Annotated in this window: 21 protein-coding genes, 1 pseudogene and 1 other annotated feature; of the genes and pseudogenes, 21 read left to right on the forward strand and 1 reads right to left on the reverse strand. The window is 42.6% G+C overall.

Annotated elements, in window-relative coordinates; all coding sequences use genetic code 11:
- Positions 1–166 precede the first annotated feature (166 nt).
- The 6 genes and pseudogenes from LJE12_RS08345 (at position 167) to LJE12_RS08370 (ending at position 6,259) form a co-directional block, all read left to right on the forward strand.
- A pseudogene (locus LJE12_RS08345) lies at positions 167–807 on the forward strand (methylated-DNA--[protein]-cysteine S-methyltransferase).
- Positions 808–840: 33 nt separating this feature from the next.
- Complete coding sequence (locus LJE12_RS21055) at positions 841–1,170, forward strand: hypothetical protein (protein ID WP_118408852.1); 330 nt, start codon at positions 841–843, stop codon at positions 1,168–1,170.
- Between the two features lie 180 nt (positions 1,171–1,350).
- Positions 1,351–2,829 (forward strand): polyphosphate:AMP phosphotransferase, encoded by a 1,479-nt coding sequence (gene pap, locus LJE12_RS08355; protein WP_227226361.1) that lies wholly within the window; start codon positions 1,351–1,353, stop codon positions 2,827–2,829.
- A 20-nt stretch (positions 2,830–2,849) separates the two neighbouring features.
- Entirely contained in the window at positions 2,850–3,581 is a 732-nt protein-coding gene (locus tag LJE12_RS08360) for a class I SAM-dependent methyltransferase (RefSeq protein WP_008703940.1), read from the forward strand.
- Positions 3,582–4,089: 508 nt separating this feature from the next.
- Positions 4,090–4,935 (forward strand): S8 family peptidase, encoded by an 846-nt coding sequence (locus tag LJE12_RS08365; RefSeq protein WP_227226359.1) that lies wholly within the window; start codon positions 4,090–4,092, stop codon positions 4,933–4,935.
- Between the two features lie 115 nt (positions 4,936–5,050).
- Positions 5,051–6,259, forward strand: a complete 1,209-nt coding sequence (locus LJE12_RS08370; RefSeq protein WP_055057469.1) for an NADP-dependent isocitrate dehydrogenase — start codon at positions 5,051–5,053, stop codon at positions 6,257–6,259.
- 116 nt (positions 6,260–6,375) lie between these two features.
- Here the strand turns inward: LJE12_RS08370 and LJE12_RS08375 are convergent, their stop codons facing one another.
- A complete protein-coding gene (locus tag LJE12_RS08375) occupies positions 6,376–8,286 on the reverse strand; it encodes an ABC-F family ATP-binding cassette domain-containing protein (RefSeq protein WP_055052427.1) in 1,911 nt (636 codons plus the stop codon).
- Between the two features lie 260 nt (positions 8,287–8,546).
- Here LJE12_RS08375 and LJE12_RS08380 point away from each other — a divergent pair, with 260 nt between their 5' ends.
- From LJE12_RS08380 to LJE12_RS08450, 15 genes are all read left to right on the forward strand, one after another.
- Positions 8,547–9,194: a redox-sensing transcriptional repressor Rex gene (locus LJE12_RS08380; RefSeq protein ID WP_022380002.1), complete on the forward strand. Its 648-nt coding sequence runs from the start codon at positions 8,547–8,549 to the stop codon at positions 9,192–9,194.
- A gap of 89 nt (positions 9,195–9,283) precedes the next feature.
- The gene (locus LJE12_RS08385; RefSeq protein WP_118339560.1) at positions 9,284–10,783 is read left to right on the forward strand and encodes an NAD(P)H-hydrate dehydratase; all 1,500 of its coding nucleotides are present in this window, start codon (positions 9,284–9,286) and stop codon (positions 10,781–10,783) included.
- 77 nt (positions 10,784–10,860) lie between these two features.
- Positions 10,861–12,006 carry an alanine racemase gene (alr, locus tag LJE12_RS08390; protein WP_008703932.1) on the forward strand — a complete coding sequence of 382 codons (1,146 nt, stop codon included), beginning with the start codon at positions 10,861–10,863 and terminating at the stop codon, positions 12,004–12,006.
- 185 nt (positions 12,007–12,191) lie between these two features.
- Complete coding sequence (locus LJE12_RS08395; protein ID WP_020994045.1) at positions 12,192–12,539, forward strand: type II toxin-antitoxin system PemK/MazF family toxin; 348 nt, start codon at positions 12,192–12,194, stop codon at positions 12,537–12,539.
- Positions 12,540–12,739: 200 nt separating this feature from the next.
- Positions 12,740–14,053, forward strand: a complete 1,314-nt coding sequence (locus LJE12_RS08400; RefSeq protein WP_020994044.1) for a hemolysin family protein — start codon at positions 12,740–12,742, stop codon at positions 14,051–14,053.
- Between the two features lie 41 nt (positions 14,054–14,094).
- Entirely contained in the window at positions 14,095–14,826 is a 732-nt protein-coding gene (locus LJE12_RS08405) for a YebC/PmpR family DNA-binding transcriptional regulator (RefSeq protein ID WP_008703925.1), read from the forward strand.
- 110 nt (positions 14,827–14,936) lie between these two features.
- A complete protein-coding gene (locus LJE12_RS08410; protein ID WP_022379998.1) occupies positions 14,937–15,689 on the forward strand; it encodes a ClpP family protease in 753 nt (250 codons plus the stop codon).
- A gap of 100 nt (positions 15,690–15,789) precedes the next feature.
- Positions 15,790–16,677, forward strand: coding sequence for a sulfide/dihydroorotate dehydrogenase-like FAD/NAD-binding protein (locus LJE12_RS08415; protein ID WP_055052424.1), 888 nt, complete (start codon positions 15,790–15,792; stop codon positions 16,675–16,677).
- Positions 16,677–18,071, forward strand: coding sequence for an NADPH-dependent glutamate synthase (gene gltA / locus LJE12_RS08420; RefSeq protein ID WP_055057464.1), 1,395 nt, complete (start codon positions 16,677–16,679; stop codon positions 18,069–18,071). Before LJE12_RS08415 ends, gltA begins: the two co-directional genes overlap by 1 nt.
- A 59-nt stretch (positions 18,072–18,130) precedes the next feature.
- Positions 18,131–18,362 (forward strand) — a binding site (T-box leader).
- A 183-nt stretch (positions 18,363–18,545) separates the two neighbouring features.
- Complete coding sequence (gene pheS / locus LJE12_RS08425) at positions 18,546–19,565, forward strand: phenylalanine--tRNA ligase subunit alpha (protein WP_026648180.1); 1,020 nt, start codon at positions 18,546–18,548, stop codon at positions 19,563–19,565.
- A gap of 104 nt (positions 19,566–19,669) precedes the next feature.
- Positions 19,670–22,087, forward strand: a complete 2,418-nt coding sequence (gene pheT, locus LJE12_RS08430; RefSeq protein ID WP_227226357.1) for a phenylalanine--tRNA ligase subunit beta — start codon at positions 19,670–19,672, stop codon at positions 22,085–22,087.
- Entirely contained in the window at positions 22,087–22,701 is a 615-nt protein-coding gene (locus tag LJE12_RS08435; protein WP_022379995.1) for a histidine phosphatase family protein, read from the forward strand. Before pheT ends, LJE12_RS08435 begins: the two co-directional genes overlap by 1 nt.
- A 277-nt stretch (positions 22,702–22,978) precedes the next feature.
- The gene (locus LJE12_RS08440) at positions 22,979–24,619 is read left to right on the forward strand and encodes a MotA/TolQ/ExbB proton channel family protein (RefSeq protein ID WP_008703914.1); all 1,641 of its coding nucleotides are present in this window, start codon (positions 22,979–22,981) and stop codon (positions 24,617–24,619) included.
- 15 nt (positions 24,620–24,634) lie between these two features.
- Positions 24,635–25,567, forward strand: coding sequence for an OmpA family protein (locus LJE12_RS08445; protein WP_055052420.1), 933 nt, complete (start codon positions 24,635–24,637; stop codon positions 25,565–25,567).
- A 208-nt stretch (positions 25,568–25,775) separates the two neighbouring features.
- Positions 25,776–26,651: a methionyl aminopeptidase gene (locus LJE12_RS08450; protein ID WP_008703912.1), complete on the forward strand. Its 876-nt coding sequence runs from the start codon at positions 25,776–25,778 to the stop codon at positions 26,649–26,651.
- The last annotated feature ends 43 nt before the right edge of the window (positions 26,652–26,694 follow it).

Raw genomic sequence — 26,694 nt, forward strand, 5'->3', positions numbered from 1 at the left:
TTCAGTATACGGATATGCAGGTACAGGAGAGTGTGACAATAGAGGAAGCGAATGAAGAGGAACAGTATGATAAGGCAATAATTTTGTTTGAGGGACTTCCAAGAGATTATGAAGATGCCAGAAATAATTTCAGGGAATAAGGGTGAAATAAATGAATCAAAATTGCATGATTACACGAGAAGCAGCGTTGGAATTCGGTTTATCATTTCAGAATACATATACGGAAAGACCTTTCCGTGATCAGAACTGGCAAGTGGTAAGAGCGAGGGAAAACAAAAAAATTTTTTATGGATCTATGAACGAAACGGTTATGTTAATCTGAATGTAAAAGCAGATCCGGAGTGGCGTGATTTTTGGCGAAGTGCCTATGAATCTGTACAGGCTGGTTATCATCAGAATAAGGAACATTGGAATACCATTATTCTAAATGGGACGGTACCGGATAAAGATATTAAAAGAATGATATCCGAAAGCTATGATCTCGTAACATACAGCCCGACAAAGAAGATTTATGAGGCAGTGAAGCAAATTCCAAAAGGATGCGTTGCAACTTATGGTCAGGTTGCCGAAATGGCAGGGAATCCGAGAATGTCGAGAGCGGTAGGGAATGCCCTCCATAAGAATCCGGATCCGGAGCATATTCCCTGTTATCGGGTAGTGAATTTCAGAGGAGAACTGTCAGGGGCTTTTGCCTTCGGCGGTAAAGATGTACAGAAAAAGCTACTGGAAGCAGATGGAATTGAGGTTGTCAATGGAACGGTGGATTTAAAAAAATATGGATTGACGCAAAGAGATGATAAACTGTGAGAAAACAGATACGGATGATTACCTTATTATCATTTGAATGCTGCTTTTGATAACGGCCTGAGAAAGGATTACGGAAATTCTGAAATCCGATATGATCATTTTTATTATAAAAAGAAGAAGCTGTCTTTTACCAGACAGGAATTTTGTAATGCTCATCAGCTGGGGGCGGGCAAATCTTTCCGGATCTGCCTGGCAAAGGACTGTATTATAGGTGCAGGAAGCCTGGTTACCAAGAATACTGTGATACCGGATGGTTCTCTGGTAATGGGCAGTCCGGCCAGGATCAAACGAAATCTCACCTGGGAAGAATATCCTGAAAATATTGTGGCTTTAGAAAAAATCCATAGTAATCCCATAAAATAATGCAGTTAAAACAATTCAGTAGTGATATCATACACCTGCTTTACGATAAACAGATTTCATGTTATGATTATTTCAGCTGAATTTGAGATATTCTATTAATGAAAAGGGCAACTATTCAACAGCTTCTGACTGTGAAAGTATTGAACAGTTACGAAGAAAAATAAAAGGAGGATCAATGTTATGCTTACAACATGGACTCCGGCACATATGCCGGAAAAAGAGGAAATCAAAACCCGTCTGCAGACAGCAAGAAGTCAGCTCTATGATTTTCAGATGAAAATCAAGGAACATAAGATCCCGGTAATCGTACTCTTTGAAGGCTGGGGATCTTCCGGCAAGGGAAGTACGATCGGAAAAGTCATTAAGAATATTGATCCGCGTTTCTTTAAGGTTGCCACTATGTCAGCTCCCACAGCAGAAGAACTGAGATATCCATTTCTGTATCGCTATTTTAAACAGATTCCGGAAGCCGGAAAATTTACATTTCTGGATTCCGGCTGGATGGAGCAGACTTGTAAAGACTGTCTGTCGGGCGAGATTGAAGGCGAAGGTTATACACAGCGGATTGACAGCATCCGCCGTTTTGAGCGGCAGCTTACAGATAATGGTTATCTGGTGCTGAAATTCTTTATGCAGATTGACAGGGATGAACAGAAGCGGCGTGAAAAATTACTTCTGGATCATAAAGACACCAGATGGCGTGTGTCAGACTTTGATAAATGGCAGAATGAACATTACAAAAAATGTGCAAAAGTATTTTCTCAGTATCTGTCTGACACGAATGCTTCCTCTGCACCATGGTACATCATAGATGCCAGTGACAGAAAATGGGCGGAACTTCAGGTGCTGGAGACTATGGTAAGCAATATTGAAGTTGCCATGCAGAATCAGGCACATTCCGTTCCGATTTTGCAGAATGTATTCCCTCTGGAGCAGATTCCCCGTCTGTCGGATATTGATCTGAGAGATAAAACAATGGATGACGAGGAGTACAGGGGAGAACTGAAACAGCTCCAGAGTAAACTGGGGGAACTCCATAATAAACTGTACAGGAGACGTATTCCTGTGATCATCACGTATGAAGGCTGGGATGCGGCAGGCAAAGGAGGTAACATCAAACGTATTACAGAAGCTCTGGATCCCCGGGGTTATGAAGTACATCCAATTGCAAGTCCGGAACCACATGAGAAGGCCAGACATTATTTATGGCGTTTTTGGACAAGACTTCCGAAAAATGGGCATATCGCTATTTTTGACAGAACCTGGTATGGCAGAGTTATGGTAGAACGTCTGGAGGGATTTTGCAGTGAAAATGACTGGAAACGTGCCTACAACGAAATGAATGAGTTTGAGAAAGAACTTAAAGACTGGGGTGCAGTCATTATTAAATTCTGGGTACAGATCGATAAGGATACACAGCTGGAGCGTTTTCAGGAGAGACAGAATAATCTGGAGAAACAATGGAAGATCACAGATGAGGACTGGAGAAACAGAGAGAAATGGGATGCCTATGAAGTGGCTGTCAATGAGATGCTTCAGAAGACAAACACTTCCTTTGCGCCATGGCATGTACTGGAATCTGTTGACAAGAAATATGCCCGTATCAAAGCACTCAGAATTGTGATCTCTGAAATAGAAAAAGCATTAAAAGAAAATTAAATTTTGCGGGAAATGTGTAAATGAATGATAAGATAACAGTCTGCCTGGGTAAGGGCGGGCAAAGAGAAATGGCAGAATCTTTTGCCAGAAAGAACAATGTTCCGATTATGGACAAACCGGGAGAACATCTGACAGTAATGTTTGACTCCCGGGGCGTATCACTTACCGGTTATGGCCTGACATATCAGGGAGATTTTGAAGGAATGCTGCACAGAGTCACAAACGGAAGACTTTCCCATGAAATGCTGGTACGTGCGGTCAAAACAGAGGGAGAACATCTGAAAGCAATTGATGCCACTGCAGGTATGGGGGAGGATGGTTTCCTTCTTGCAGCATATGGCTATGAGGTGACATTATACGAACAGAATCCGGTGATCGCCGCACTTTTGAAGGATGCGCTCCGGCGTGCCAGAAAGCATCCCGTATTAAAAGACATTGCTTCCAGAATGAAACTGGTGGAGGGTGACAGTGTGTCATGTATGGAGAAACTTATGGATCCGGTAGATGTGATCTATCTTGATCCCATGTTCCCAAAGAGACAGAAATCCGGTCTGATAAATAAAAAACTTCAGCTGATCCAGAAACTTGAACCTCCATGTTCTGAGGAAAAAGATCTTTTTGATGCAGCTATCAAAGCCGGACCTTCCAGAATTATCGTAAAACGTCCTCTTAAGAGCGTCTGTCTTGATGGAAGAGAGCCTTCTTATATATTAAAAGGAAAAGCAATACGATATGACTGTTATGTGATGTAGAAGGTTTATCAGCACATTGCAGCAGCCCTTTATTTTTGAGGGCTGCTGCAATGTATCTTTTTCCATTCCCGGATAAATTCCATTTGTTCCTGATCGGAGATTTCCTGGGAGGCAGCGTCATTTCCGGCAGCTACACAGCAGAGCAGGACGAAGGTCTGAAAGAGTAAAAATACCAGTATCAATAATAATGCAGTCATAATTTGTCTCCTTAATATTATGCAGATGGTTACAGTTATTTTATGAAATTGCTATAAGGATATTTTTCGGGATTTCTGTAACAGATTCTGTATATGCCTGTTGTTTTGCATATCAGAAGTATCTGCATATCATGGAAGCTTTATACATTTTATTTACAGAAAAACGGAGATATGACAGGAGAAACTGTCGGACACGAAAATATAATCTTCCGAATAATTTAAAGTAAGACGCAGATGTTCATTGTCTTTGCAGCGACCTGATGAACAGTTGCGGTAAGATTTCATTATCCAGATGATTCGGAGGATTTTTTATGAAGAATTCAGATGATTCCGGATATACAGGAAAGCACGTGGGTGTGTGTGTTCTGGATACCGGGATTTTTCCTCATATAGATTTTACAGGGAGAATACTTGCGTTTCAAGATTTCATCGGACATCGTATCAGACCTTATGATGATAATTCTCATGGAACCCATGTATGTGGGATCATTGGCGGTGACGGAAGGGCTTCGAAAGGACGGATCAGAGGAATTGCCCCCGGGTGTAGCCTGATAGTTCTGAAGGTGCTCGACAGAACGGGAAATGGCAGGAAAGAAGATGTTTTACAGGCTTTTCGCTGGATTCTGGAGAATAAGAGATATTATGGGATACGTGTAGTGAATATCTCGGTGGGAACAACCTGCAGGAGAGCAGAAGATCACAGAGTTCTGATTGCGGGTGTGGAACAACTTTGGGATGCAGGTCTGGTGGTAGTTGCTGCGGCAGGAAATCAGGGACCGAAGGCAGGAAGTGTGACAGCACCGGGAAGCAGCCGGAAGATTATCACAGTAGGCTCCAGCGATCTGCTTACAGGACGGACTGCCATATCCGGCAGGGGACCTACATTTGAGTGTGTTTGTAAACCGGATCTGGTTGCACCTGGGAATCATGTTCTTGCCTGTGCACCGGGGGCAGATAACGGATATGGAGTGAAGAGTGGTACTTCTATGTCTACACCTCTGGTTGCAGGGGCAGCAGCATTGATGCTTGAGAAGAATCCGGAGCTGACTAATGTTCAGATCAAGATGAAATTGAAAGAAAGTGCCAGGGATATGGGATTGCCAAAGAATCAGCAGGGATGGGGAGAACTGGATCTGGAACGCTTTATGGAACTGTGATCAGTAATCATTTTATTTGGCAAAATATTGCTTTAATGTATAAAAGCATTGACGAACGGTCTGTTTTCGGCTATCATGATAGTTAACTGGATGAGAGCCAAAGAGGAGGATTAACATGAAAAAAATTCAGATGCAGACACCACTTGTGGAGATGGATGGAGATGAGATGACCAGAATTCTCTGGAAAATAATCAAAGATGAGCTTCTTCTTCCGTATATTGATTTGAACACTGAGTATTATGACCTTGGTCTGGAATACAGAAATGAAACGGATGATCAGGTAACTGTTGATGCAGCAGAGGCTACAAAGAAGTACGGCGTTGCAGTGAAATGTGCCACTATCACTCCTAATAAGGCAAGAATGGAAGAGTATACCTTAAAGAAAATGTACAAGAGTCCTAACGGAACGATTCGTGCAATTCTCGACGGAACTGTTTTTCGTGCCCCAATCGTAGTGAAGGGTATTGAACCATGTGTTAAGAACTGGAAGAAACCGATCACCATCGCACGTCATGCCTATGGTGATGTGTATAAGAACACAGAGATGTATATTGACGGCCCCGGAGATGCTTATCTGGTATTTGAAGGTGCAGACGGACAGCAGAGAAAAGAGCTGATCCATCATTATGAGGGACCGGGTGTGCTTCAGGGTATGCACAATCTGGATGATTCTATCACAAGTTTTGCAAGATGCTGTTTTAATTATGCACTGGATACAAAACAGAACCTGTGGCTTGGCGGCAAGGATACGATCTCCAAGATTTATGACGGACGTTTTAAGGAAATCTTTGCAACTATTTATGAAGATGAGTTTAAGGAGAAATTCGAGGCAGCAGGCATTGAATATTTCTACAGCCTGATCGATGATATCGTAGCTCGTGTCATGAAGGCTGAAGGCGGATTTATCTGGGCCTGCAAGAACTATGATGGAGATGTTATGAGCGATATGGTTTCTTCAGCATTTGGTTCTCTGGCTATGATGACATCTGTACTGGTATCTCCACAGGGATATTACGAATATGAAGCTGCTCATGGAACTGTACAGAGACATTATTATCGCTATCTGAAAGGTGAGGAGACATCTACTAACTCTGTAGCAACTATTTTTGCATGGACCGGAGCTCTGAGAAAAAGAGGTGAGCTGGACGACAATAAAGAATTGATGGAATTTGCTGATAAACTGGAGAAGGCGACTCTGGAGACGATTGAAAGCGGTAAGATGACAAAAGACCTTGCGCTGATCACTTCTCTTGAGGATGTGACAGTACTGAACAGTAAAGATTTCATCCTTGCCATCAGAGAGAGACTGGATGAAATTTTATAATGTCAGAAATTATCCGGTAATGTTTCTATAACATTATAAAGTTCTCCGGGCAGGATCACACTGCAGCGGAGAAACCTGTAAAAAGTTATAAACTGCGAAAATGGGAAGAACCTGCATTATGCAAGTTCTTCCCATTTTTCATATAATCCTTCTAATTCTTCGGTAATGGTGGCTTTCTCTTTGCTGAGTTTCGCACATTCTGCCACATTTGTGCAGATATCCGGGAGAATCATGGTTTCGTCGATCTCTTTATCTCTGGTTTCAAGTTCTTCAATGCGGGCTTCTACTTTTTTTAGTTCGTTCTCTCGTTTTCGCTGGCGGGCCTGTTCTTCTTTCTGCTGCTGCCAGGAAAGCTTGTTATCAGAAGCCTGCTTTGCTTCTGTCACAGCCTGAGCGGCAGCCGGAGCATATTTTTCCGTCAGCTCTTCTTTTTTCTCCAGATAATAGTCGTAATCTCCGATATAATTTACAATTGCCTGATTGGTCAGATCCAGGATCCGGGTAGCTGTCTGGTTGATGAAGTAACGGTCGTGGGAAACATAGAATACTGTTCCTGTGTAACTGTTCAATGCCTCTTCAAGAATCTCTTTTGAAGCGATATCCAGATGGTTGGTGGGCTCATCGAGGATCAGAAAGTTTGCTTCGGACAGCATCAGCTTGGCGAGGGAAACACGACCTCTTTCTCCGCCGGACAGAGCGGAGATCAGTTTGAATACGTCATCCCCTGTGAAAAGGAATGCTGCCAGCATATTTCGAATTTCTGTTTCCGTAAGTGTGGGATAAGCATCTGAGATTTCCTCAAAAATAGTTTTCTCCATATGAAGAACATGGTGTTCCTGGTCATAGTAGCCAATCTGTACCTTGGAACCAAGAGTAAATCTGCCGCTGTCTGCATCGATCAGCCCATTGATGATCTTTAACATGGTGGTTTTGCCTGTGCCGTTATTGCCAATCAGGGCTACACGTTCTCCACGTTTGATCTCAAAGGAGATGTCACTGAAAAGTGTCTGTCCGGGAAAAGATTTGGAAAGACTTTCCACAGTAAGGACATCATTTCCGCTGACAAATCTTGGTTCCAGGGAAATGCGCATCTGATTCTGAATCTCCTGTGGTTTATCAATGCGCTGGACTTTATCCAGCATTTTCTCGCGGCTTTCCGCACGTTTGATGGATTTCTCGCGGTTAAAGGATTTCAGCTTGGCAATGACTGCTTCCTGATGTTTGATATCCCGCTGCTGGTTCAGGTAGGCTTTGTACTGGGCGTCACGCAACTGGGCTTTTTTCAGGGCATAGGCAGAATAGTTGCCACTGTACATACGCATATTTCCTGCTTCGATTTCCACAACTTTTGTTACGACTTTGTCAAGAAAGTAACGGTCGTGGGATACGATAAATACAGCACCCGGGTAATTCAGAAGATAGGTTTCCAGCCAGGAAATACTCTCCATATCCAGATGGTTGGTAGGCTCATCCAGAAGAAGAATGTCAGGGCTGGCAAGAAGCAGTTTACCCAGAGCTACGCGGGTTTTCTGGCCGCCTGAAAGAGTTTCTATCTGGCGTTCGAAATCTTCTTCTGTGAAACCAAGACCTTTTAATACACCCATGATCTCACTTTTGTAAGCGTAACCATTTTCCAGTTCAAACTGGTGACTCAGTCTTGTGTAAGTATTCATCAGGCTGTCCAGAGCATCTCCGGTGGTGGTTTTCATTTCCTGTTCCAGAGAGCGCAGACGGTTCTCCATATCAATAATGTGCTGTTTGGTGGAAATCAGTTCTTCGTAAATGGTATGATGGCCATGAATGTCCTGATACTGGGCAAGGTAGCCGATATTTTTATCTTTGGCAAGTACCACGTTTCCTGAATCCGGGGAGAGCTCATGCATAATGATTCGCAGCAGAGTCGTCTTGCCTGCACCGTTATTGCCGATGAGAGCTGCCTTTTCGCGGTCTTCTATATGGAAACTGGCATCCTTGAGAATGATTTTTTCGCCAAAGGATTTACAGATATTCTGACATGATAAAATCATAGGAATTCCTCCGTTTGTAATTTGTCCGCGTACTATTATAATCGAAAATGCCTGTTTTTGAAAGCATTTTAAGAGATTTTGTCCAGGGAAAAGAAGGCATCGGATAGATGTATGGAAGAAAATATGATATTCCGGGGAATTTTTCAGAATGAAATTGATAAAAAAATACAGAAATATTTGGTCAAAAAGTACAAATTTAATTTGACAATAAAATAACATCTGGGTATAATTGACATAGATAAGCTAAGGAGGGAAAATTTGTGGAAGCTAAGGAAATTTCGAAAGCGGTAATCAAGCGTCTGCCGCGGTACTACCGCTACCTCGGTGAATTGATGGAGGAGAATGTAGAGCGTATATCTTCAAATGATCTTAGCAAGAAGATGCATGTGACGGCTTCCCAGATTCGTCAGGACTTAAATAATTTCGGTGGTTTTGGTCAGCAGGGTTACGGCTATAATGTACGCTATTTGTATACAGAAATCGGTAAAATCCTTGGGCTGGATACTGTACATCCGATGATTATTCTGGGTGCCGGTAATCTGGGACAGGCATTGGCCAATTATGTGGATTTTGAAAAGCGCGGATTTAAGCTGGTTGGTATTTTTGACGTCAATCCTGTACTTGAGGGGATTGCAGTTCGTGGAATTGAGATTCAGATGTTGAGCGATCTTCCTTTGTTTCTGAAGGAGAATGAGGTTGAGATTGCAATCCTGACTCTTCCTAAAAACAAAGCCAAAGAGATGGCAAAGATTTTAATTGATAATGGAATTAAGGCAATCTGGAATTTTGCACATATTGATCTGGATGCCCCGGAGGATGTAATGGTAGAGAACGTACATCTTTCAGAGAGTCTTATGACTTTGTCCTATAACCTGAGTGAGTACAGAAAGGAACATGAAGGAATGTAAGGGATAACTGTGAAACACAAGGCTGTGGTCATCTGATCACAGCTTTTGTCTTGTATGTAAATGTGTTATTGTAAACAGGAGGTGAACAGATGAGAGAGATTGTAACTGCTGTTGAGATGAAAGAACTGGACCATAATACGATTCAGAAAGCCGGGATATCGTCTCCGGTACTTATGGAGAGGGCGGCATTAAAGACGGTTGAGGAGATTGTACAGAGATTAAAGAATAAAGAAAAAGAGAAAATCCTTGTGGTCTGCGGAACCGGCAACAATGGCGGAGACGGATTGGCGATTGCCAGACTGCTTCAGTTGAGAGGAGTCAGAACCTGGTATTATATTGCGGGTAAGGAAGAGAAAATGACTGCTGAAACTGCCGGACAGCTTAAAACAGCAGAATATTATCAGGTGCCCCGGGTGCATAACCTGGATCCGGATGAATATACTACTATAGTAGATGCCATCTTTGGGGTTGGACTGAGCAGACCTGTAGAGGGAAAATATGCAGAGCTTATCAGTACAATGAACCGGGCATCTGCGTATAAAGTAGCTGTGGATATTCCATCCGGGATTGACTCAGACACCGGATTTGAGAAGGGAATTGCATTCCGGGCAGATCTTACGGTTACCTTTGCTTTTCGCAAAAGAGGGCTGTGTTTTTATCCCGGACGCATGTATGGCGGTGAGATCGTTGTTACGGATATCGGAATCTATTCCATACCCGGAAAGAAAATCTGTATGCATCATCTGGAACGTGAAGATTTGAAAATGCTTCCGGAGAGAGTTCCCTATGGAAATAAAGGAACCTTCGGTAAGGTTCTTCTTATAGCTGGCAGCGAAGGAATGTGCGGAGCTGCATATCTGAGTGCAGCAGCTGCTCTGAAAAGCTCTGCGGGAATGGTGAGAATTCAGACCGTGGAGGCCAACAGGATTCCGTTGCAGACACTGTTGCCGGAAGCCATGATCACCTGTGATTTTGATGAGAAAAAAAACCAGGCAATGCTTGACTGGTGTGATGTGCTTGTGATAGGACCAGGTCTTGGAACCGGAGCGCAGAGCAGGGAAAGAGCTCAGTGGTTTCTGGCGAAGGCAGCTGAGTGTAAAAAAACAGTAATTCTGGATGCAGATGGCCTGAATCTTCTGTCAGTCCATGACAACTGGAAGCGTTTTATCGGGGAACATGTGATCCTGACACCTCATATTGGTGAGATGAGTCGTCTGTGCGGAAAAGAAATCGGTAAGATCCAGGATTGTCTGGCACAGACCGCAGCTGATTATGCAAAGGAGTCTGGAGCGGTTTGCGTTCTGAAGGATGCCTGTACTGTGGTGGCAGATGCTTTTGGAGATATGTATTTGAACATTTCGGGTAATGCAGGAATGGCTACAGCGGGAAGTGGAGATGTGTTAAGCGGTGTGCTTGCCGGTATACAGTGTATGTATCTGGCAGCAGAAAAGAAATTTTCTCCTGTTATGCTGGCTGCACTTGGTGTATATGTGCATGGGCTGGCAGGTGATCTGGCTGCTGAAACAGTAGGGCAGCGAGGGATGACCGCAGGAGATATCATCTGTTTTCTGCCGGAAATACTAAGATAGGATATTCATTTTGAGGCAGTAAATCTGTGAAACAATTTGCAGATATTAACATGAAAAAATAACAGAGGAAAATTATTATGAAGAAAGATAGCAGAGTAAAAGCAGTCATTTCACTGGATGCAGTAGAACATAATTTCCGGGAAATGAGAAAAAATATTGCAGAAGAGACAAAGATGATCGCAGTCATAAAGGCTGACGCTTATGGACATGGCGCGGTGCCGGTTGCACATCTCATTGAGGATTATGATTATATCTGGGGATTTGCGGCTGCAACTGCGGAAGAAGCGATTCATCTGCGAGAAGCCGGGATTACAAAACCAATCCTGATCCTTGGAATTGTTTTTGATGAATATTTTCCGGAACTTGTCCGTTATGAGATCCGTCCTGCAGTGTGCGAATATGAGGAGGCAAGGAAACTTTCAGACGAAGCGGTTCTGCAGAAAAAAACTGTACATATTCATATTGCTCTGGACACAGGAATGACCAGGATCGGTTTTGCGGATGCACAGGAAAATGTAGAGGAAATTAAAAAAATTTCAGAACTTCCAAATCTTGAGATTGAGGGTATGTTTACTCATTTTGCAAGAGCAGATGAGTATGACAGAAGTCCGGCTATGGTACAATTGGAGCGGTATCTGGATTTTTCAAGACGCGTAGAAGAGGCAGGAGTGGAAATTCCTCTGCATCACTGTTCTAACAGTGCGGGCATCATACGTATGCCGGAAGCAAATCTGAATATTGTTCGCGCCGGAATCACAATTTATGGAATTTATCCTTCTTCTGAGGTGGAGAGAGATATTGTAAAGCTTGAGCCGGTTATGGAACTTAAGAGTCATGTGACTTATGTGAAGGACGTTCCTGCCGGAGCAGCGATCAGCTACGGCGGTACTTATGTGGCTGACAGGAAGCTTCGTGTGGCAACTGTTCCGGTGGGCTATGCAGACGGCTATTCCAGGCAGCTTTCCAATAAAGGCTGGGTTCTGATCCATGGACAAAAGGCTCCGATCCTTGGCAGAGTCTGTATGGACCAGTTTATGGTAGATGTGACTGAGATTGGTGATGTGAAGAAGGGCGATGAGGTAACACTGATCGGCAGAGACGGGGATGAGTTTATCGGTATTGAGGAGATTGGTGATCTCTGTGGCAGATTTTCCTATGAGTTTGCCTGTGATATCAGCCCGCGTGTGCCGAGAGTCTATATTAAAAACGGGAAAGAAATATAATGTTACTGTTTGCTGAATAGAGACGAAGTGAGCGATAACTGATTTTTATATACCACGCATGTATACACAAGAAAAAGGTGGAAATACTTTATCTTAACCGGACAGGAAATATCCGGCTGATAACAAGGTTTCTTCTTATGGCAATGTTGTAAATTGAAACCGGAAAGAATCGGAGTGTGAATTGTGTGGTAATTAAAAGAGGGGATATATTTTATGCTGATCTTCGCCCTGTAGTGGGGAGTGAACAGGGTGGAATCCGGCCGGTTCTGATCATTCAGAATAACGTAGGTAACCGGCACAGCCCTACAGTGATCTGTGCTGCTATTACATCAAAAATGAACAAGGCTAAGCTTCCTACACATATTGAGATCAATGCGGAACTCTATGGGATTGAAAAAGATTCTGTGATTTTGCTGGAACAGCTTCGTACTATAGATAAAAGAAGATTAAAAGATAAAGTCTGTCATCTGGATGATGCGATGCTGGATAAGGTGAATCATGCACTTGAGATCAGCCTGGAGCTTACGTTCTGATTTTACTTTTTAAGGGATATATCATCTGATCCGGTATTGCGATTTTGGGGCTTGCATGCCTCGGATAGTAGTGCGTGAACAATAAATGAACAGTAATTTTTGGTATCTCTGTCCGGTCAGTATCTTGACGATTAATGGAGAAAGTGATATATTTTACCAGTAATTACGCATATTCAATAAGGAGGAGACTGAATAATATAATGGAAGATGGCAGTAGTATGCCCCTCTGGGGCTTATTTGTTTTACTGTTACTGTTGTGGCTGAATGGAATCTTTTACGGGTTTGCCGCAGCGCTGAGAAACATAAGTGAGAATGATACACAGAAGAAAGCAGAGGAAGGCGATAAAAAAGCACAGATGCTGATGGCTCTGATCGACAAACCGGCGCAGTTTGTCAATGCAATTCCGCTGATCGTAATGGCATGTGGTATTTGTTTTGGTACTTTTCTGGTCCCATATGCTGTGGATGCATTTTATCCATACATAAAGCATGTGCCTGCACTGATCCTGGTAATGGCGTTGTGCGTGATTTTTCTTGCTGCAATCGGTATTCTGGCTTTTCGGCGGGTTGGTACTTATCATCCTGAAGCTTATGCATATAAGTATCTGAACCTGGTACATTTCTGGCTGAATCTGTTAAAGCCTTTTACTGTATCTGTCACCTGGATCGCCAGACTGGCAGCAGTGCCTTTTGGTGTGGAGATAAACCGTACAGAAAAGTCTGTCACAGAAGAGGAAATCATTTCCATTGTAGATGAAGCTCATGAACAGGGCGTCATCCAGGAGAATGAGGCGGAAATGATCCAGAATATCATATCTTTTAATGAGACAGAAGCCCATGATATCATGACTCACAGAAAGAACGTGGTGGCCTTTGACGAGGAGATATTGCTCAAGAACATGATTGACACTATGCTGGAAGAGGGGAATTCCCGTTATCCGGTATATGAGGAGAATATTGACAATATCAAAGGAATTGTCCATTATAAAGATGCGCTTAAGTTTATGACACAGAATCCCTGGGCGAAGTTCAAACCGTTGAAGGAACTGCCCGGAATTATCCGCCAGGCATCCCTGATTCCTGAAACAAGGGGGATTGGAGATCTTTTTCATACTATGCAGGCCAGAAAGATTCATATGGCAATTGTTGTGGATGAATATGGCCAGACAGCCGGGATCGTTACCATGGAGGATATTCTGGAGGAGATTGTCGGAGATATTCTGGATGAATATGATGAGGATGAAATTACGATCCGCGCACAGAAAGATAACAGTCTGATCATTGACGGGCTTGCTTATCTGGAGGATGTGGAAGAAGAGTTGGATGCAGATTTTGGGGATACAGAGTTTGAAACACTGAACGGTTATCTGACCAATATTCTGGGACATATTCCTGCAGATAAGGATGTTAATACAAGCATAAAAGCGATTGGATACTGTTTTACAATCTTGTCTATTGGTAATAAAACCATTGGCAAGGTTAAGGTGGAGCGGGATAATAATGTTGCTGTATAAACAGCAGCAGATAAAAATAATTAACAAAAGGAGAAAGAAAGATGTCAGGACATTCAAAATTTGCAAACATTAAGCATAAGAAAGAGAAAAACGATGCAAAAAAAGGTAAGATTTTTACAGTAATCGGACGTGAGCTGGTTATGGCTGTCAAAGCAGGCGGTCCGGATCCGAATAACAACAGCAAACTTCGTGATGTAATTGCCAAAGCGAAAGCAAACAACATGCCAAACGATACAATTGAACGTGGTATCAAAAAAGCAGCAGGTGCTGATTCTGCAGACAACTACGAGAAAGCTGTATATGAAGGCTATGGCCCGAACGGTGTTGCTATCATTGTTGAGACTCTGACAGACAACAAGAACCGTACAGCAGGTAATGTACGTAATGCATTTACAAAGGGTAACGGAAGCATCGGAACTCAGGGATGTGTATCCTATATGTTTGATCAGAAAGGTCAGATCATTATTGACAAAGAAGAGTGTGAGATGGATGCAGACGAGATTATGATGCTTGCTCTGGATGCCGGTGCTGAGGACTTCAGCGAGGAAGAGGACAGTTATGAGATTCTTACTGCTCCGGATGATTTCAGTGCAGTTCGCGAAGCTCTGGAAAAAGCAGGTCTGCCTATTGCAGAAGCACAGGTTGCCATGATTCCTCAGACTTATGTGGAGCTTACAGATGAGCAGGCACTCAAGGATCTTCAGAGAACTCTGGATCTTCTGGATGATGACGATGATGTCACAGATTACTGGACAAACTGGGATGAGCAGTAAAATACCGCAGGTATATTGAGACTGCCTGTTTTGGGTTATTGCTGTCGGACATGTATAGTTTATAAAAGAAACACACATAATACCTCCATAGAGAAAATGGAGGTATTTTTATGTCTGAAAACAGATATGGAGAAAAAAGAGAAGAGTCTGAAACAGGGATGAAGCTGCAAAACTGTGAGACACAGGAGTCAGAAAATAAAGTTCAGGAAAGTACCAATGAGCAGATCAAAGATATGGGACAGGTGGTTTTAAACAGCAATTCCCGAAAACACAAGGTAGAGCTTCTGACCATCATTGGTGAGGTGGAAGGTCATGAGTCTGCACCCTCCCATTCCAAAACTACAAAATATGAGCATGTACTTCCAAAGCTTGCCATCATTGAGGATGATGAAGAAATAGAAGGCTTGCTGATCCTTTTAAACACAGTGGGAGGAGATGTGGAGGCTGGGCTTGCCATTGCAGAGATGATTGCCTCATTAAGTATACCAACAGTGTCACTGGTTCTGGGCGGCGGACATTCTATCGGAGTTCCGATGGCCGTATCTGCGGACTATTCTTTCGCAGTACCAAGTGCTACGATGGTGATCCATCCGGTACGTTCCAATGGTATGTTTATCGGAGTGGCTCAGACTTACCGGAATATGGAGAAAATTCAGGACCGTATCACTACATTTATTTCCGAACACTCCAGAGCATCTCAGAAACGTCTGGAAGAGCTGATGCTTGATACTTCTCAGCTGGTAAAAGATGTAGGAACCATGCTGGAAGGGAAAGAGGCAGTAAAAGAAGGGCTGATCGATGAGGTTGGCGGTATTAAGGAAGCGTTGGCAAAATTATATGAAATGATAGAAAAAGAGTGTTGAAAGTGAAAAAAATCTTATATATGCTACAAATCAACCCTTGCCATATGTCAGATTTTGGCGTATTATTAATAGAGGTTTATTATTTGCGAGGAGGAAAACCATGTATAAGATTTTAAAAGCTGAAACACTGGCAGCTAAGATCCATCTTATGGTTGTACACGCACCGCGTGTTGCAAGCCATTGTCAGCCAGGACAATTTATTATCGTTAAGTTAGATGAGAAGGGTGAGAGAATCCCTCTTACTATCTGTGATTATGATCGTGAAGAGGGTACGGTCACAATCGTATTCCAGGAGATTGGTGTATCTACCATCAAGATGGCAGAATTAAAAGCAGGAGATGCATTCCGCGATTTCGTAGGACCTCTTGGATGTCCTTCTGAATTTGTTGAGGAAGATATCGAAGAATTAAAGAAAAAGAAAATGGTATTTGTTGCCGGCGGTGTTGGTACAGCCCCTGTTTACCCACAGGTAAAATGGCTCCATGAACATGGAATCACAGCAGATGTTATTCTTGGTGCAAAAACTAAGGATATGGTTATCCTTGAGAAAGAACTGGGAGAAGTTTCCAATCTTTATGTTACTACAGATGACGGTTCCTATGGCCGTGCAGGTATGGTTACCAAGACTCTTGAGGATCTGGTAACAAACGAAGGCAAACATTACGATGTCTGCGTAGCGATCGGACCGATGATCATGATGAAATTTGTCTGTCTTCTTACCAAGAAGCTTGGCATTCATACAATTGTCAGCATGAACCCGATCATGGTTGACGGAACAGGTATGTGTGGCGCATGCCGCCTTCAGGTTGGCGATGAGATTAAGTTTGCATGTGTAGACGGACCGGAATTCGATGGACATCTCGTTGATTTCGACCAGGCTATGAAGAGAAGCCAGATGTATAAGACTGAAGAGGGACGTGCATTACTGAAACTTCAGGAAGGTGATACCCATCATGGCGGATGTGGACATTGTGGAGGTGACAAGTAATGGCAGATGCAAAGATGTTAAAGAAAGTTCCTGTAAGAGAACAGAATCCAAAAGTACGTGCAACAAACTTTGAAGAAGTTTGTCTTGGATACAATCAGGAAGAAGCAATGGAAGAAGCACAGAGATGCTTAGGCTGTAAGAAACCGAAATGTGTGGAAGGCTGTCCTGTATCCATTAATATTCCTGGATTTATTGAAGAGATTAAAGAGGGAAAGATCGAAGAAGCATACAAAGTGATCGGATTATCCTCCGCACTTCCGGCTATCTGTGGACGTGTATGTCCTCAGGAATCCCAGTGTGAGGGTAAATGTATCCGCGGAGTCAAAGGTGAAGCTGTTTCTATCGGTAAGCTGGAGAGATTTGTTGCTGACTATGCTCTGGAACATGATATCAAACCTGTTGGAGCAGAAGTTAAGAACGGACATAAAGTTGCAGTGATCGGTTCCGGTCCTTCCGGACTTACCTGTGCAGGTGATCTTGCAAAAGCTGGTTATGATGTAACTGTATTTGAAGCTCTTCATGAACTTGGCGGTGTTCTTGTTTACGGTATTCCGGAGTTCCGTCTTCCGAAACAGAAAGTTGTTAAGAAAGAAATTGAAAAAGTTAAAGAATTAGGTGTTAAATTCGAGACTAATGTTGTTATCGGTAAATCCACAACAATCGATCAGCTGATCGAGGACGAAGGATTTGAAGCTGTATTTATCGGATCAGGTGCCGGACTTCCAATGTTCATGGGTATCCCGGGTGAGAATGCAAGCGGTGTATTCTCTGCCAACGAATATCTTACAAGAAGCAACCTGATGAAAGCTTTTGATGATTCTTATGATACACCGATCGCAGCAGGAAAGAAAGTAGCAGTTGTAGGCGGTGGTAATGTTGCTATGGATGCTGCCAGAACAGCTTTAAGACTTGGTGCTGAAGTACATATCGTATACAGAAGAAGTGAAGCAGAGCTTCCTGCACGAGCAGAGGAAGTTCATCACGCAAAAGAAGAGGGAATCATCTTTGATCTTCTTACTAACCCGAAGGAAATCCTTGTAGATGAGAACGGTCATGTAAAAGGTATGAAGGTTGTCAAGATGGAACTTGGTGAGCCGGATGCTTCCGGAAGACGTCGTCCGGTTGAAATTCCGGGATCTGAATATGACATGGATGTAGATACAGTTATCATGTCTCTTGGTACTTCCCCGAACCCTCTTATCTCTTCTACAACAAAAGGTCTTGAAGTCAATAAGAGAAGATGTATCATTGCTGAAGAAGAAACAGGTAAGACATCTAAAGATGGTGTATATGCCGGCGGTGATGCTGTTACAGGTGCAGCTACTGTTATCCTTGCCATGGGTGCAGGTAAAGCTGGTGCCAAAGGTATCGATGAATATCTTAAAAATAAATAATGTAAATGGTACTTGACAGATTTTGACGTCTGTGGCATGATTACTAGTGTTGATAATCATGAAAAGCTTAGAAGGTGTTTACAGGGATTTATTTTCCGTCAGAGAGAGGAAGCCATCGGCTGGAAGCTGCCTCAGGTTCAGATATTTCCTGAATTTCCCACCGGAGCCGCGTTTCTGAATGACAGTATTTACTGAGTAGGAAATGACGTTACTGCGCGTTAAGCAGACCGAGAGCCTGTAGAAAATGCAGGAAGCAGGGTGGTACCGCGGATATTTTACTCCGTCCCTTTAGTGGGACGGAGTTTTTTGTTTGCCAATTCTGCTATTATAACATGAATTGCGAGAACTGCTTTTGCAACGGAGCGATTTGTGGCTATCAAGTCAGAGTCAGATTTTACGTTACTGTTCATTCTGTTCTCAGTAACGATTTTTCTTCTCTGACATTATGACATAAAGGAGAAAGAGAACATGGATATGAAAGAAAGACTTCAGGAACTGGCTGAAGCAGCCGGAAAACGGATCAGTGAATCCGAAGGTCTGGAAAAACTGAACGAAGTACGTGTGGCATACCTTGGTAAAAAAGGTGAATTGACTGCAATTTTAAAGAGTATGAAAGATGTTGCACCGGAAGAGCGCCCGAAGGTTGGACAGCTTGTAAACGAAACAAGAAGCAAGATAGAAGCACTTCTTGATGAATCTAAACAGAAACTGGAAGAAGCAGCACGTGAAGAGAAGATGAAACAGGAAGTGATTGATGTGACTTTACCTGCAAAGAAAGCTAAAATCGGTCACCGTCACCCGAACACCATCGCCCTGGAAGAAGTAGAGCGTATCTTTATTGGTATGGGTTATGAAGTAGTAGAGGGACCGGAGGTAGAGTATGCGGATTACAACTTTACTAAACTGAATATTCCGGAAAATCATCCGGCACGTGATGAACAGGATACTTTCTTTATCAACGATTCTATCCTTCTTCGTTCCCAGACTTCACCGGTTCAGGCACGTACTATGGAGAAAGGAAAGCTGCCGATCCGTATGATCGCACCTGGTCGTGTATTCCGTTCAGATGAAGTAGATGCAACACATTCTCCTTCTTTCCATCAGATCGAAGGTCTTGTTATTGACAAGAACATCACTTTTGCAGATCTTAAGGGAACTTTGCAGGAGTTTGCACAGGAATTATTCGGACCTGAGACAAAAACTAAGTTCAGACCACATCACTTCCCGTTCACAGAGCCAAGCGCAGAGGTGGATGTATCCTGTTTCAAGTGTGGTGGTAAAGGCTGCCGTTTCTGTAAAGGTTCCGGCTGGATTGAAATCCTTGGCTGCGGTATGGTTCATCCGAATGTATTAAGCATGTGCGGAATTGATCCGGAAGAATACACAGGATTCGCATTTGGCGTAGGTCTTGAACGTATTGCACTTCTGAAATATGAGATTGATGACATGAGACTGCTCTATGAGAATGATATCCGTTTCCTGAAACAGTTCTAATGAAATGACTGTCTGAAACAACAGAGCTATGCAGCCAAGAGGAAATTTCTGTCCGGGAAAGCTGCTATAAGTCTGAGCTATAATATAGAAAGAGGATTAACAAAATGAATACTTCATTATCTTGGATTAAAATGTATGTGCCGGATCTTGATGTGACAGCACAGGAATATACAGATGCCATGACACTGACAGGAACAAAAGTGGAAGGCTTTGAAAAACTGGACGCAGATCTGGATAAGATCGTGATCGGTCAGATTGAAAAAATTGAGAAACATCCGGATGCAGATAAACTGATCATCTGCCAGGTGAATATCGGAACAGAGACTGTACAGATTGTTACAGGCGCTCCTAATGTAAAAGAGGGAGATAAGGTTCCTGTTGTTCTTGACGGCGGACGTGTTGCCGGTGGACATGACGGAAAGAAAACACCGGGTGGAATTGAAATCAAAAAAGGAAAACTTCGCGGAATCGATTCCTATGGTATGATGTGTTCCATCGAAGAGCTGGGAAGCACAAGAGAAATGTATCCGGAAGCACCGGAATACGGAATCTATATTTTCCCTGAAGACGCTGTTGTAGGCGAGAGTGCGATCAAGGCACTGGGCCTGGATGATGTTGTCTTTGAATATGAAATTACATCCAATCGTGTTGACTGCTACGGCGTACTGGGAATTGCAAGAGAAGCGGCAGCTACGTTTAATGAGAAATTCTGTCCTCCTGTTGTAGAGTGTAAGGGAAATGATGAAAAAGCTTCTGACTATGTAAAAGTAACGGTAGAAGATCCGAAACTTTGTCCACGTTACTGCGCAAGAGTCGTAAAGAATGTTAAGATCGGACCATCTCCGAAATGGATGCAGAGATGTCTGGCTTCCAATGGAATCCGTCCGATCAATAATCTGGTAGATATTACAAACTATGTAATGGAAGAATTTGGTCAGCCAATGCACGCATATGATCTGGACAGGATTGCAGGAAAAGAAATCGTTGTACGTCGTGCAGAGAATGATGAGAAATTTGTAACGCTGGATGGACAGGAACGTACCATGGATGATCAGGTACTGATGATTTGTGACGGTGAGAAAGCAGTTGGTATTGCCGGTATCATGGGTGGAGAGAATTCTATGATCACAGACGATGTAAAAACTGTTCTTTTCGAGGCTGCATGTTTTGATGGAACAAATATCCGCCTTTCTTCCAAGAGAATCGGTCTGAGAACAGATGCTTCCGGTAAATTCGAAAAAGGTCTTGACCCGAACAATGCGCAGGCAGCTATCGACAGAGCATGCCAGCTGATGGAGGGACTTGGAGCAGGTGAAGTCGTAGGTGGAATGGTAGATATCTGCAATGAAGTAAGAGAACCATCCAGAGTTCCTTTCAAACCGGAGAAGATTAATGCTCTTCTTGGAACTGACCTGACACCGGAAGAAATGCTTGCTTATCTGGCAAAAGTAGAACTGACCTATGACGAAAAAACAAATGAGATCGTAGCTCCTACTTTCCGTCAGGATATCCATTATGTAGCTGATGTTGCAGAAGAAGTTGCAAGATTTTTCGGATATGATAAGATTCCGACTACTCTGCCTACAGGTGAAGCTACAACAGGTAAGCTTCCGTTTAAACTTCGTATTGAAGCAGTGGCACGTGATATTGCGGAATATTGTGGTTTCTCTGAAGGAATGACCTATTCTTTCGAAAGTCCGAAGGTATTTGACAAATTAAGACTTCCGGCTGACAGTAAGCTCCGTCAGGGAATCGTGATCAGCAATCCTCTGGGAGAAGACTACAGTGTCATGAGAACAACTACTTTAAACGGTATGCTCAGTTCTCTGGCTACGAACTATAACAGAAGAAATAAAGATGTACGTCTCTATGAACTTGGTAATGTATATCGTCCGAAAGCACTTCCTCTTACAGAACTTCCGGATGAGCGTATGCACTTTACACTTGGTATGTATGGAAACGGCGATTTCTTTGACATGAAAGGTGTATGTGAAGAGTTCTTTGAGAAAGTAGGAATGAGAGATAAAGTAGATTATGATCCAAACAGCGGAAAAACTTACCTTCATCCCGGAAGACAGGCAAATATGGTTTATGATGGTAAGGTTGTGGGCTATCTGGGAGAGGTTCATCCTCTGGTTGCAGATACTTATGGAATCGGTGATAAGGCATATGTGGCAGTGATTGATATCCTTACGGTTCTTGAATTTGCAAGCTTCAACCATAAATACACAGGAATTGCAAAATATCCTGCAGTAACCCGCGATTTAAGTATGGTCGTTCCGAAAACCGTTCTTGCAGGACAGATTGAACATATTCTGACTCAGAGAGGCGGAAAGATTCTGGAGAGTTATCAGTTATTTGACATTTATGAAGGAAACCAGATTAAAGGAGGATATAAATCCATGGCTTATTCTCTGGTATTCCGTCACCATGACAAGACTCTGGAAGAGAGCGAGATTACAGCTGCAATGAAGAAAATCCTGAATGGTCTGACAGATCTTGGAATCGAGTTGAGAAGTTAATGCTGATTTATGTATTAAGACATGGGATAACTCAGTGGAATAAACTGAAAAAAGTGCAGGGGGCAATGGATATTCCCCTTGCACCGGAAGGAATTGAACTGGCGAAAAGAACAGGAGAAGCATTAAAAGATGTTCCGTTTGATATCTGTTTTACCAGTCCTCTGGCAAGAGCGAGACAGACAGCACATTATGTGCTGGGAAACAGGCAGATTCCTGTTATTGAGGATAAAAGAATCCAGGAAATTGATTTTGGAGTTCTTGAAGGAAGCCGGTTTAAGGATGAACAAGGGAAGATCATCAGCCATGAAATGGAAATTTTCTTTGAAGAGCCACAGAAATTTGAACGTCCTCAAAACGGCGAAAACATTTCTGATATTCTGAAACGCACCAGAGAATTCTGGGTGGAGAAAACGACAGATCCTGCTCTGGCAGACAAAACAATTCTTGTTTCTTCTCATGGATGTGCAGTTCGTGCACTGCTTCAGAATGTTTATCAGGATCCGGAACATTTCTGGCATGGATGTGTGCCTCCAAACTGCAGTATCAATCTGCTTGAAGTAAAAGATGGAAAAGCCAGATTTCTGGAAGAAGATAAAGTTTATTCTGAAATATAACAATTCTGTAAAATAATCCGGTGGAAAACTGTGCTTTGAGTACAGCTTTTCTGCCGGACTTTTAATATATTTTGTTACTGTTTATACACCACTATCCCGAGACATATAAGCCCAAACTCCATTGCCGCAGGCAATCTGGAATGAATTTTGGATACGTTACTGTGAACAGTAACTATATTTTTACTTGTGACAGATATGACGTTGTGATATGATATACGAAAAAGGAAATTGTCTGTAATTTTGTGCAGAATCTGCAAATAATCACAGGAGGTGTATTATGGGCAAAAAAATTATGAATACGGTTCTTTTTCTGGTGGTGCTTGGCGGATGTGTTGCCATGACGCTGCTGACCGGGAATGGTTCATCAGGCACGATGATTTATAACTTTGCATTCCTCGCTGTTATGGCTGTGATCTATCTGGCCGGACTGTTTGGCGGTATGTTTCGGGTAGACAGCATTGGAGAGGCTCTTGCAAGAGGAACGCAGGAGCTTTCCAGTATATTCAAAATACCCGGAAAAGCCAAAAGCGAAGATCTTTCCTGCCTGAAGGGGATGTTTGAACATAAATATCTGGATGACAGAATGGACAGCTTTGTAGATGCCATGGAGAAAAACCAGGAAGGAATCGGAGATGTTGAAGATTACATAAATGAGGACGAGATTGATCTTCATGTACATAAGAAGATTCTGGAAATGGCACCGGATATTTTTACTAGCCTTGGTATTCTTGGTACTTTTATTGGTCTGGTATGGGGGCTTAAGAGTTTTGAGCCATCCAGCTATGAGACAATGACTACCTCTGTATCTGCCCTGGTAGATGGTATCAAAGTAGCATTCCTTACTTCTATCTATGGAATTGCATTTGCACTGATCTACAGTTCCGGAATGAAAAGCGTTTATTCCGGAATGGATGCGAAGCTTCAGGGATTTCTGGAGAGATTTCATCTTTATGTACTTCCGGCGGCTGAGAGCGAGTCAAGAAACCTGATGCTTGCAAGTCAGAAGGTTCAGACAAAAGCCATGAAACAGATGGCAGAGCAGCTTACCTCACAGATGGCAGAGAGTTTTGAGAAAGCAATCAATCCTACTTTCCAGAAGATGACAGAATCTCTGGAGATTCTGACAGAATCTGTAACAAAATGTCAGGAGGATGTGGTTCAGGATATCCTGCGTACTTTTTTGCGGGAGATGAACGGTTCATTTAAAATGCAGTTCACAGATTTCAATGAAGCTCTTGTACAGCTGAAGGAAGCGCAGAAAGAAAATATTGATTATACTACAAGGCTCTATCAGACGATGAGTAATCAGCTGAATACCTCTTATGCAAAACAGAGCGAAGCTATGAAAGACCTTGTAAATGAACTGGGACAGGTTCAGGGCCGTTATATGTCTACGGCAACAAGAATCACACAGGATAATCAGGAAATCCAGAAGCTTCAGCAGCAGGATTATCAGCGCATTGCGGATTATCTGCATGAATCCGAGAAATCTTCTGCCAAATTCTGGGTTGCCTGCAATCAGACAATGCAGAAATATGTGGAAGCTGCCGCGCAGGGAATGGAAAAGGTTTCGGCTGCAAATCAGGCAGGAAAAGATGTGCTTGAGGCTAACCGTAAACTGGTAGAACAGTTGGATGTAAAGATGAAAGACTTTGTATCTTATCAGAAGATGACTTACGAGACAATGGAAGAGGTACGCAGACTCTTTGCAGATATTTCTGTTCAGAAAGAAGACAACAATATTTATCTCTCAGGCGGAAAATCAGCTCAGAGTGCGGCACAGAAAGAATCTGTGGAGGAAGTACGCAAACTTCTGGAGGAACAGAGCGAGCGTCAGGAAGCACTTCTGGAGGAGATGAACAAAAATATGAAGAATATTTCCAAAAACCAGAAAGGTAAATTCAGCTTATTCAAATAAGAAAAGGAGAGAAATATGCGCAAAAGAAAGAAATCAGAAGAGGGCGGATTTAATGTCTGGCGGTCTTATTCTGATATGATGGCCGGTGTGCTGCTCCTTTTTATACTGATTATGTGTGTGACTCTTTTTCAGGCTCAGAAAAGTTATAACGAGAGTATTAAGGAGAGAGATGACAAGATAGCTCTTCAGGAGCAGTATACAGCGGAAATTCTGGCACAGCAGAGTGAGCTGGACGAGAAAAACAGCAAGCTGAGTTCCCAGGATGAACAGCTTGACAAGCAGAAAAAGCTTCTTGCAGAACTGGCAGCACAGTTAAAGGAACAGCAGGCCAGCCTTGATGAAAAAACATCTCTTCTTGCCACACAGCAGAAGAAAATTGATAATATCATCGGTGTCAAGGCAGATGTTATTGAAGCATTGCAGAAGGAGTTTTCCAAAAACAATGTAAGTGTTGATATTGATGCTCAGACAGGTGCTCTTACCCTCAATGCAAATGTATTATTTGACTATGATAAGTCAGAACTGACAGATGAGGGCAAACAGGAACTTGCAGATATCCTTCCGATTTACTGTAAGGTGCTTCTTCAGAAAGATTATAAGAAGTATCTGGCTGAGATCATCATTGACGGTTATACAGACACAGACGGAGACTATGATTACAATCTGGAGCTTTCTCAGAAACGTTCTCTCGCAGTTGCACAGTATCTGACGGAAATCAGGGAGAACTTCCTGAGTTCTGATGAGATTTCAGAACTTCAGAATTATCTGACCGTAAATGGTCATGGTTCAGCCAATCCGGTTCTGGATTCCGATGGGAATGTAGATAAGGATGCATCCAGACGAGTGGAAGTAAAGTTTCGTCTGAAAGATGATGAGATGATAAATGAACTTAATCAGATTATGAATACAGATAAGACTTCTGATTCTGAAAAATCCGGCAGCAATTAAACTGCCGGATTTTTCAATCCCAGAGTGTGTTTGAAAAATGCTTTGATGCAGATGCTTTTTCTTACAATTCACGAAAGATAACGAGTAATTTTACCAATAACAGTTCACATTTCCGAGAGAAAATGTGGTATGATAAAACAGTACACAGTTTCCTGTAATGGTGATGATGCGCTGTACCCTACATAAGAAAAAAGAAAGAGGAATTATCATGTCTTTGAAAATTGGAAGAAACGATCCATGCTGGTGTGGAAGCGGAAAAAAATATAAAAAATGCCATGAGGCATTTGATGAAAAAATGGAAATAATGAAGCAGAAAGGATATGCAGTGATCGATCATGATCTGATCAAAACACCCGAGCAGATCGCGAAAATAAAAGAAAGCTGCAAAATCAATATCGCAGTTCTTGATTATGTGGAAGAGCATATTAAACCAGGTGTATCCACTGAAGAGATTGACAGATGGGTACATGAAGAGACTGTACGGCATGGGGGAATCCCGGCACCGTTAAATTACGAAGGATTTCCAAAGAGCGTGTGTACTTCTGTAAATGAAGTGGTATGCCATGGAATCCCGGATGAAGAGCAGATTCTGAAAGAGGGAGATATTATCAATGTTGATGTATCTACAATATATAATGGTTATTATTCTGACTCGTCCAGAATGTTCTGCATCGGTAAAGTGAGTCCGGAGAAAGAAAAACTTGTCAAGGTCACAAAAGAATGTGTTGAGATTGGTATTTCCCAGGTGAAACCATGGACTCCGATCGGAAATATGGGAAGTGCAGTTCATAAACATGCAGTAGAAAACGGATATTCTGTAGTCAGAGAAATCGGTGGACATGGTGTGGGAGTTGAGTTCCATGAAGATCCATGGGTAAGCTTTGTTTCTGAAGAGAATACAGGTGTCCTGATGGTTCCAGGTATGATGTTTACCATAGAGCCGATGGTAAATATGGGAAGCGATGAAATTTATACGGATGAGATTGACGAGTGGACAGTCCGTACAGAGGACGGACTTCCTTCAGCCCAGTGGGAAGTAACTGTTCTGGTTACGGAAACAGGATGTGAAGTAATCTGCTGGTAAAAAATTTGCAAAAAGTATTGCAATACATCAGGCTATATAGTAT

The organism is Blautia sp. DFI.6.71 (genome assembly GCF_020593585.1).
Taxonomy (GTDB): domain Bacteria; phylum Bacillota; class Clostridia; order Lachnospirales; family Lachnospiraceae; genus Blautia_A; species Blautia_A wexlerae.

Excerpts from the sequence above, each read along its gene's own strand:
- pheS (WP_026648180.1), top strand. The coding sequence starts at position 18,546 with ATGAAAGAAAGACTTCAGGAACTGGCTGAAGCAGCCGGAAAACGGATC.
- LJE12_RS08450 (WP_008703912.1), top strand. The coding sequence starts at position 25,776 with ATGTCTTTGAAAATTGGAAGAAACGATCCATGCTGGTGTGGAAGCGGA.
- LJE12_RS08375 (WP_055052427.1), bottom strand. The coding sequence starts at position 8,286 with ATGATTTTATCATGTCAGAATATCTGTAAATCCTTTGGCGAAAAAATC.
- alr (WP_008703932.1), top strand. The coding sequence starts at position 10,861 with ATGAAGAAAGATAGCAGAGTAAAAGCAGTCATTTCACTGGATGCAGTA.
- LJE12_RS08445 (WP_055052420.1), top strand. The coding sequence starts at position 24,635 with ATGCGCAAAAGAAAGAAATCAGAAGAGGGCGGATTTAATGTCTGGCGG.
- LJE12_RS08415 (WP_055052424.1), top strand. The coding sequence starts at position 15,790 with ATGTATAAGATTTTAAAAGCTGAAACACTGGCAGCTAAGATCCATCTT.
- LJE12_RS08405 (WP_008703925.1), top strand. The coding sequence starts at position 14,095 with ATGTCAGGACATTCAAAATTTGCAAACATTAAGCATAAGAAAGAGAAA.
- LJE12_RS08410 (WP_022379998.1), top strand. The coding sequence starts at position 14,937 with ATGTCTGAAAACAGATATGGAGAAAAAAGAGAAGAGTCTGAAACAGGG.
- LJE12_RS08435 (WP_022379995.1), top strand. The coding sequence starts at position 22,087 with ATGCTGATTTATGTATTAAGACATGGGATAACTCAGTGGAATAAACTG.
- LJE12_RS08365 (WP_227226359.1), top strand. The coding sequence starts at position 4,090 with ATGAAGAATTCAGATGATTCCGGATATACAGGAAAGCACGTGGGTGTG.
- pap (WP_227226361.1), top strand. The coding sequence starts at position 1,351 with ATGCTTACAACATGGACTCCGGCACATATGCCGGAAAAAGAGGAAATC.
- LJE12_RS08400 (WP_020994044.1), top strand. The coding sequence starts at position 12,740 with ATGGAAGATGGCAGTAGTATGCCCCTCTGGGGCTTATTTGTTTTACTG.
- LJE12_RS08440 (WP_008703914.1), top strand. The coding sequence starts at position 22,979 with ATGGGCAAAAAAATTATGAATACGGTTCTTTTTCTGGTGGTGCTTGGC.
- gltA (WP_055057464.1), top strand. The coding sequence starts at position 16,677 with ATGGCAGATGCAAAGATGTTAAAGAAAGTTCCTGTAAGAGAACAGAAT.
- pheT (WP_227226357.1), top strand. The coding sequence starts at position 19,670 with ATGAATACTTCATTATCTTGGATTAAAATGTATGTGCCGGATCTTGAT.
- LJE12_RS08370 (WP_055057469.1), top strand. The coding sequence starts at position 5,051 with ATGAAAAAAATTCAGATGCAGACACCACTTGTGGAGATGGATGGAGAT.
- LJE12_RS08360 (WP_008703940.1), top strand. The coding sequence starts at position 2,850 with ATGAATGATAAGATAACAGTCTGCCTGGGTAAGGGCGGGCAAAGAGAA.
- LJE12_RS08385 (WP_118339560.1), top strand. The coding sequence starts at position 9,284 with ATGAGAGAGATTGTAACTGCTGTTGAGATGAAAGAACTGGACCATAAT.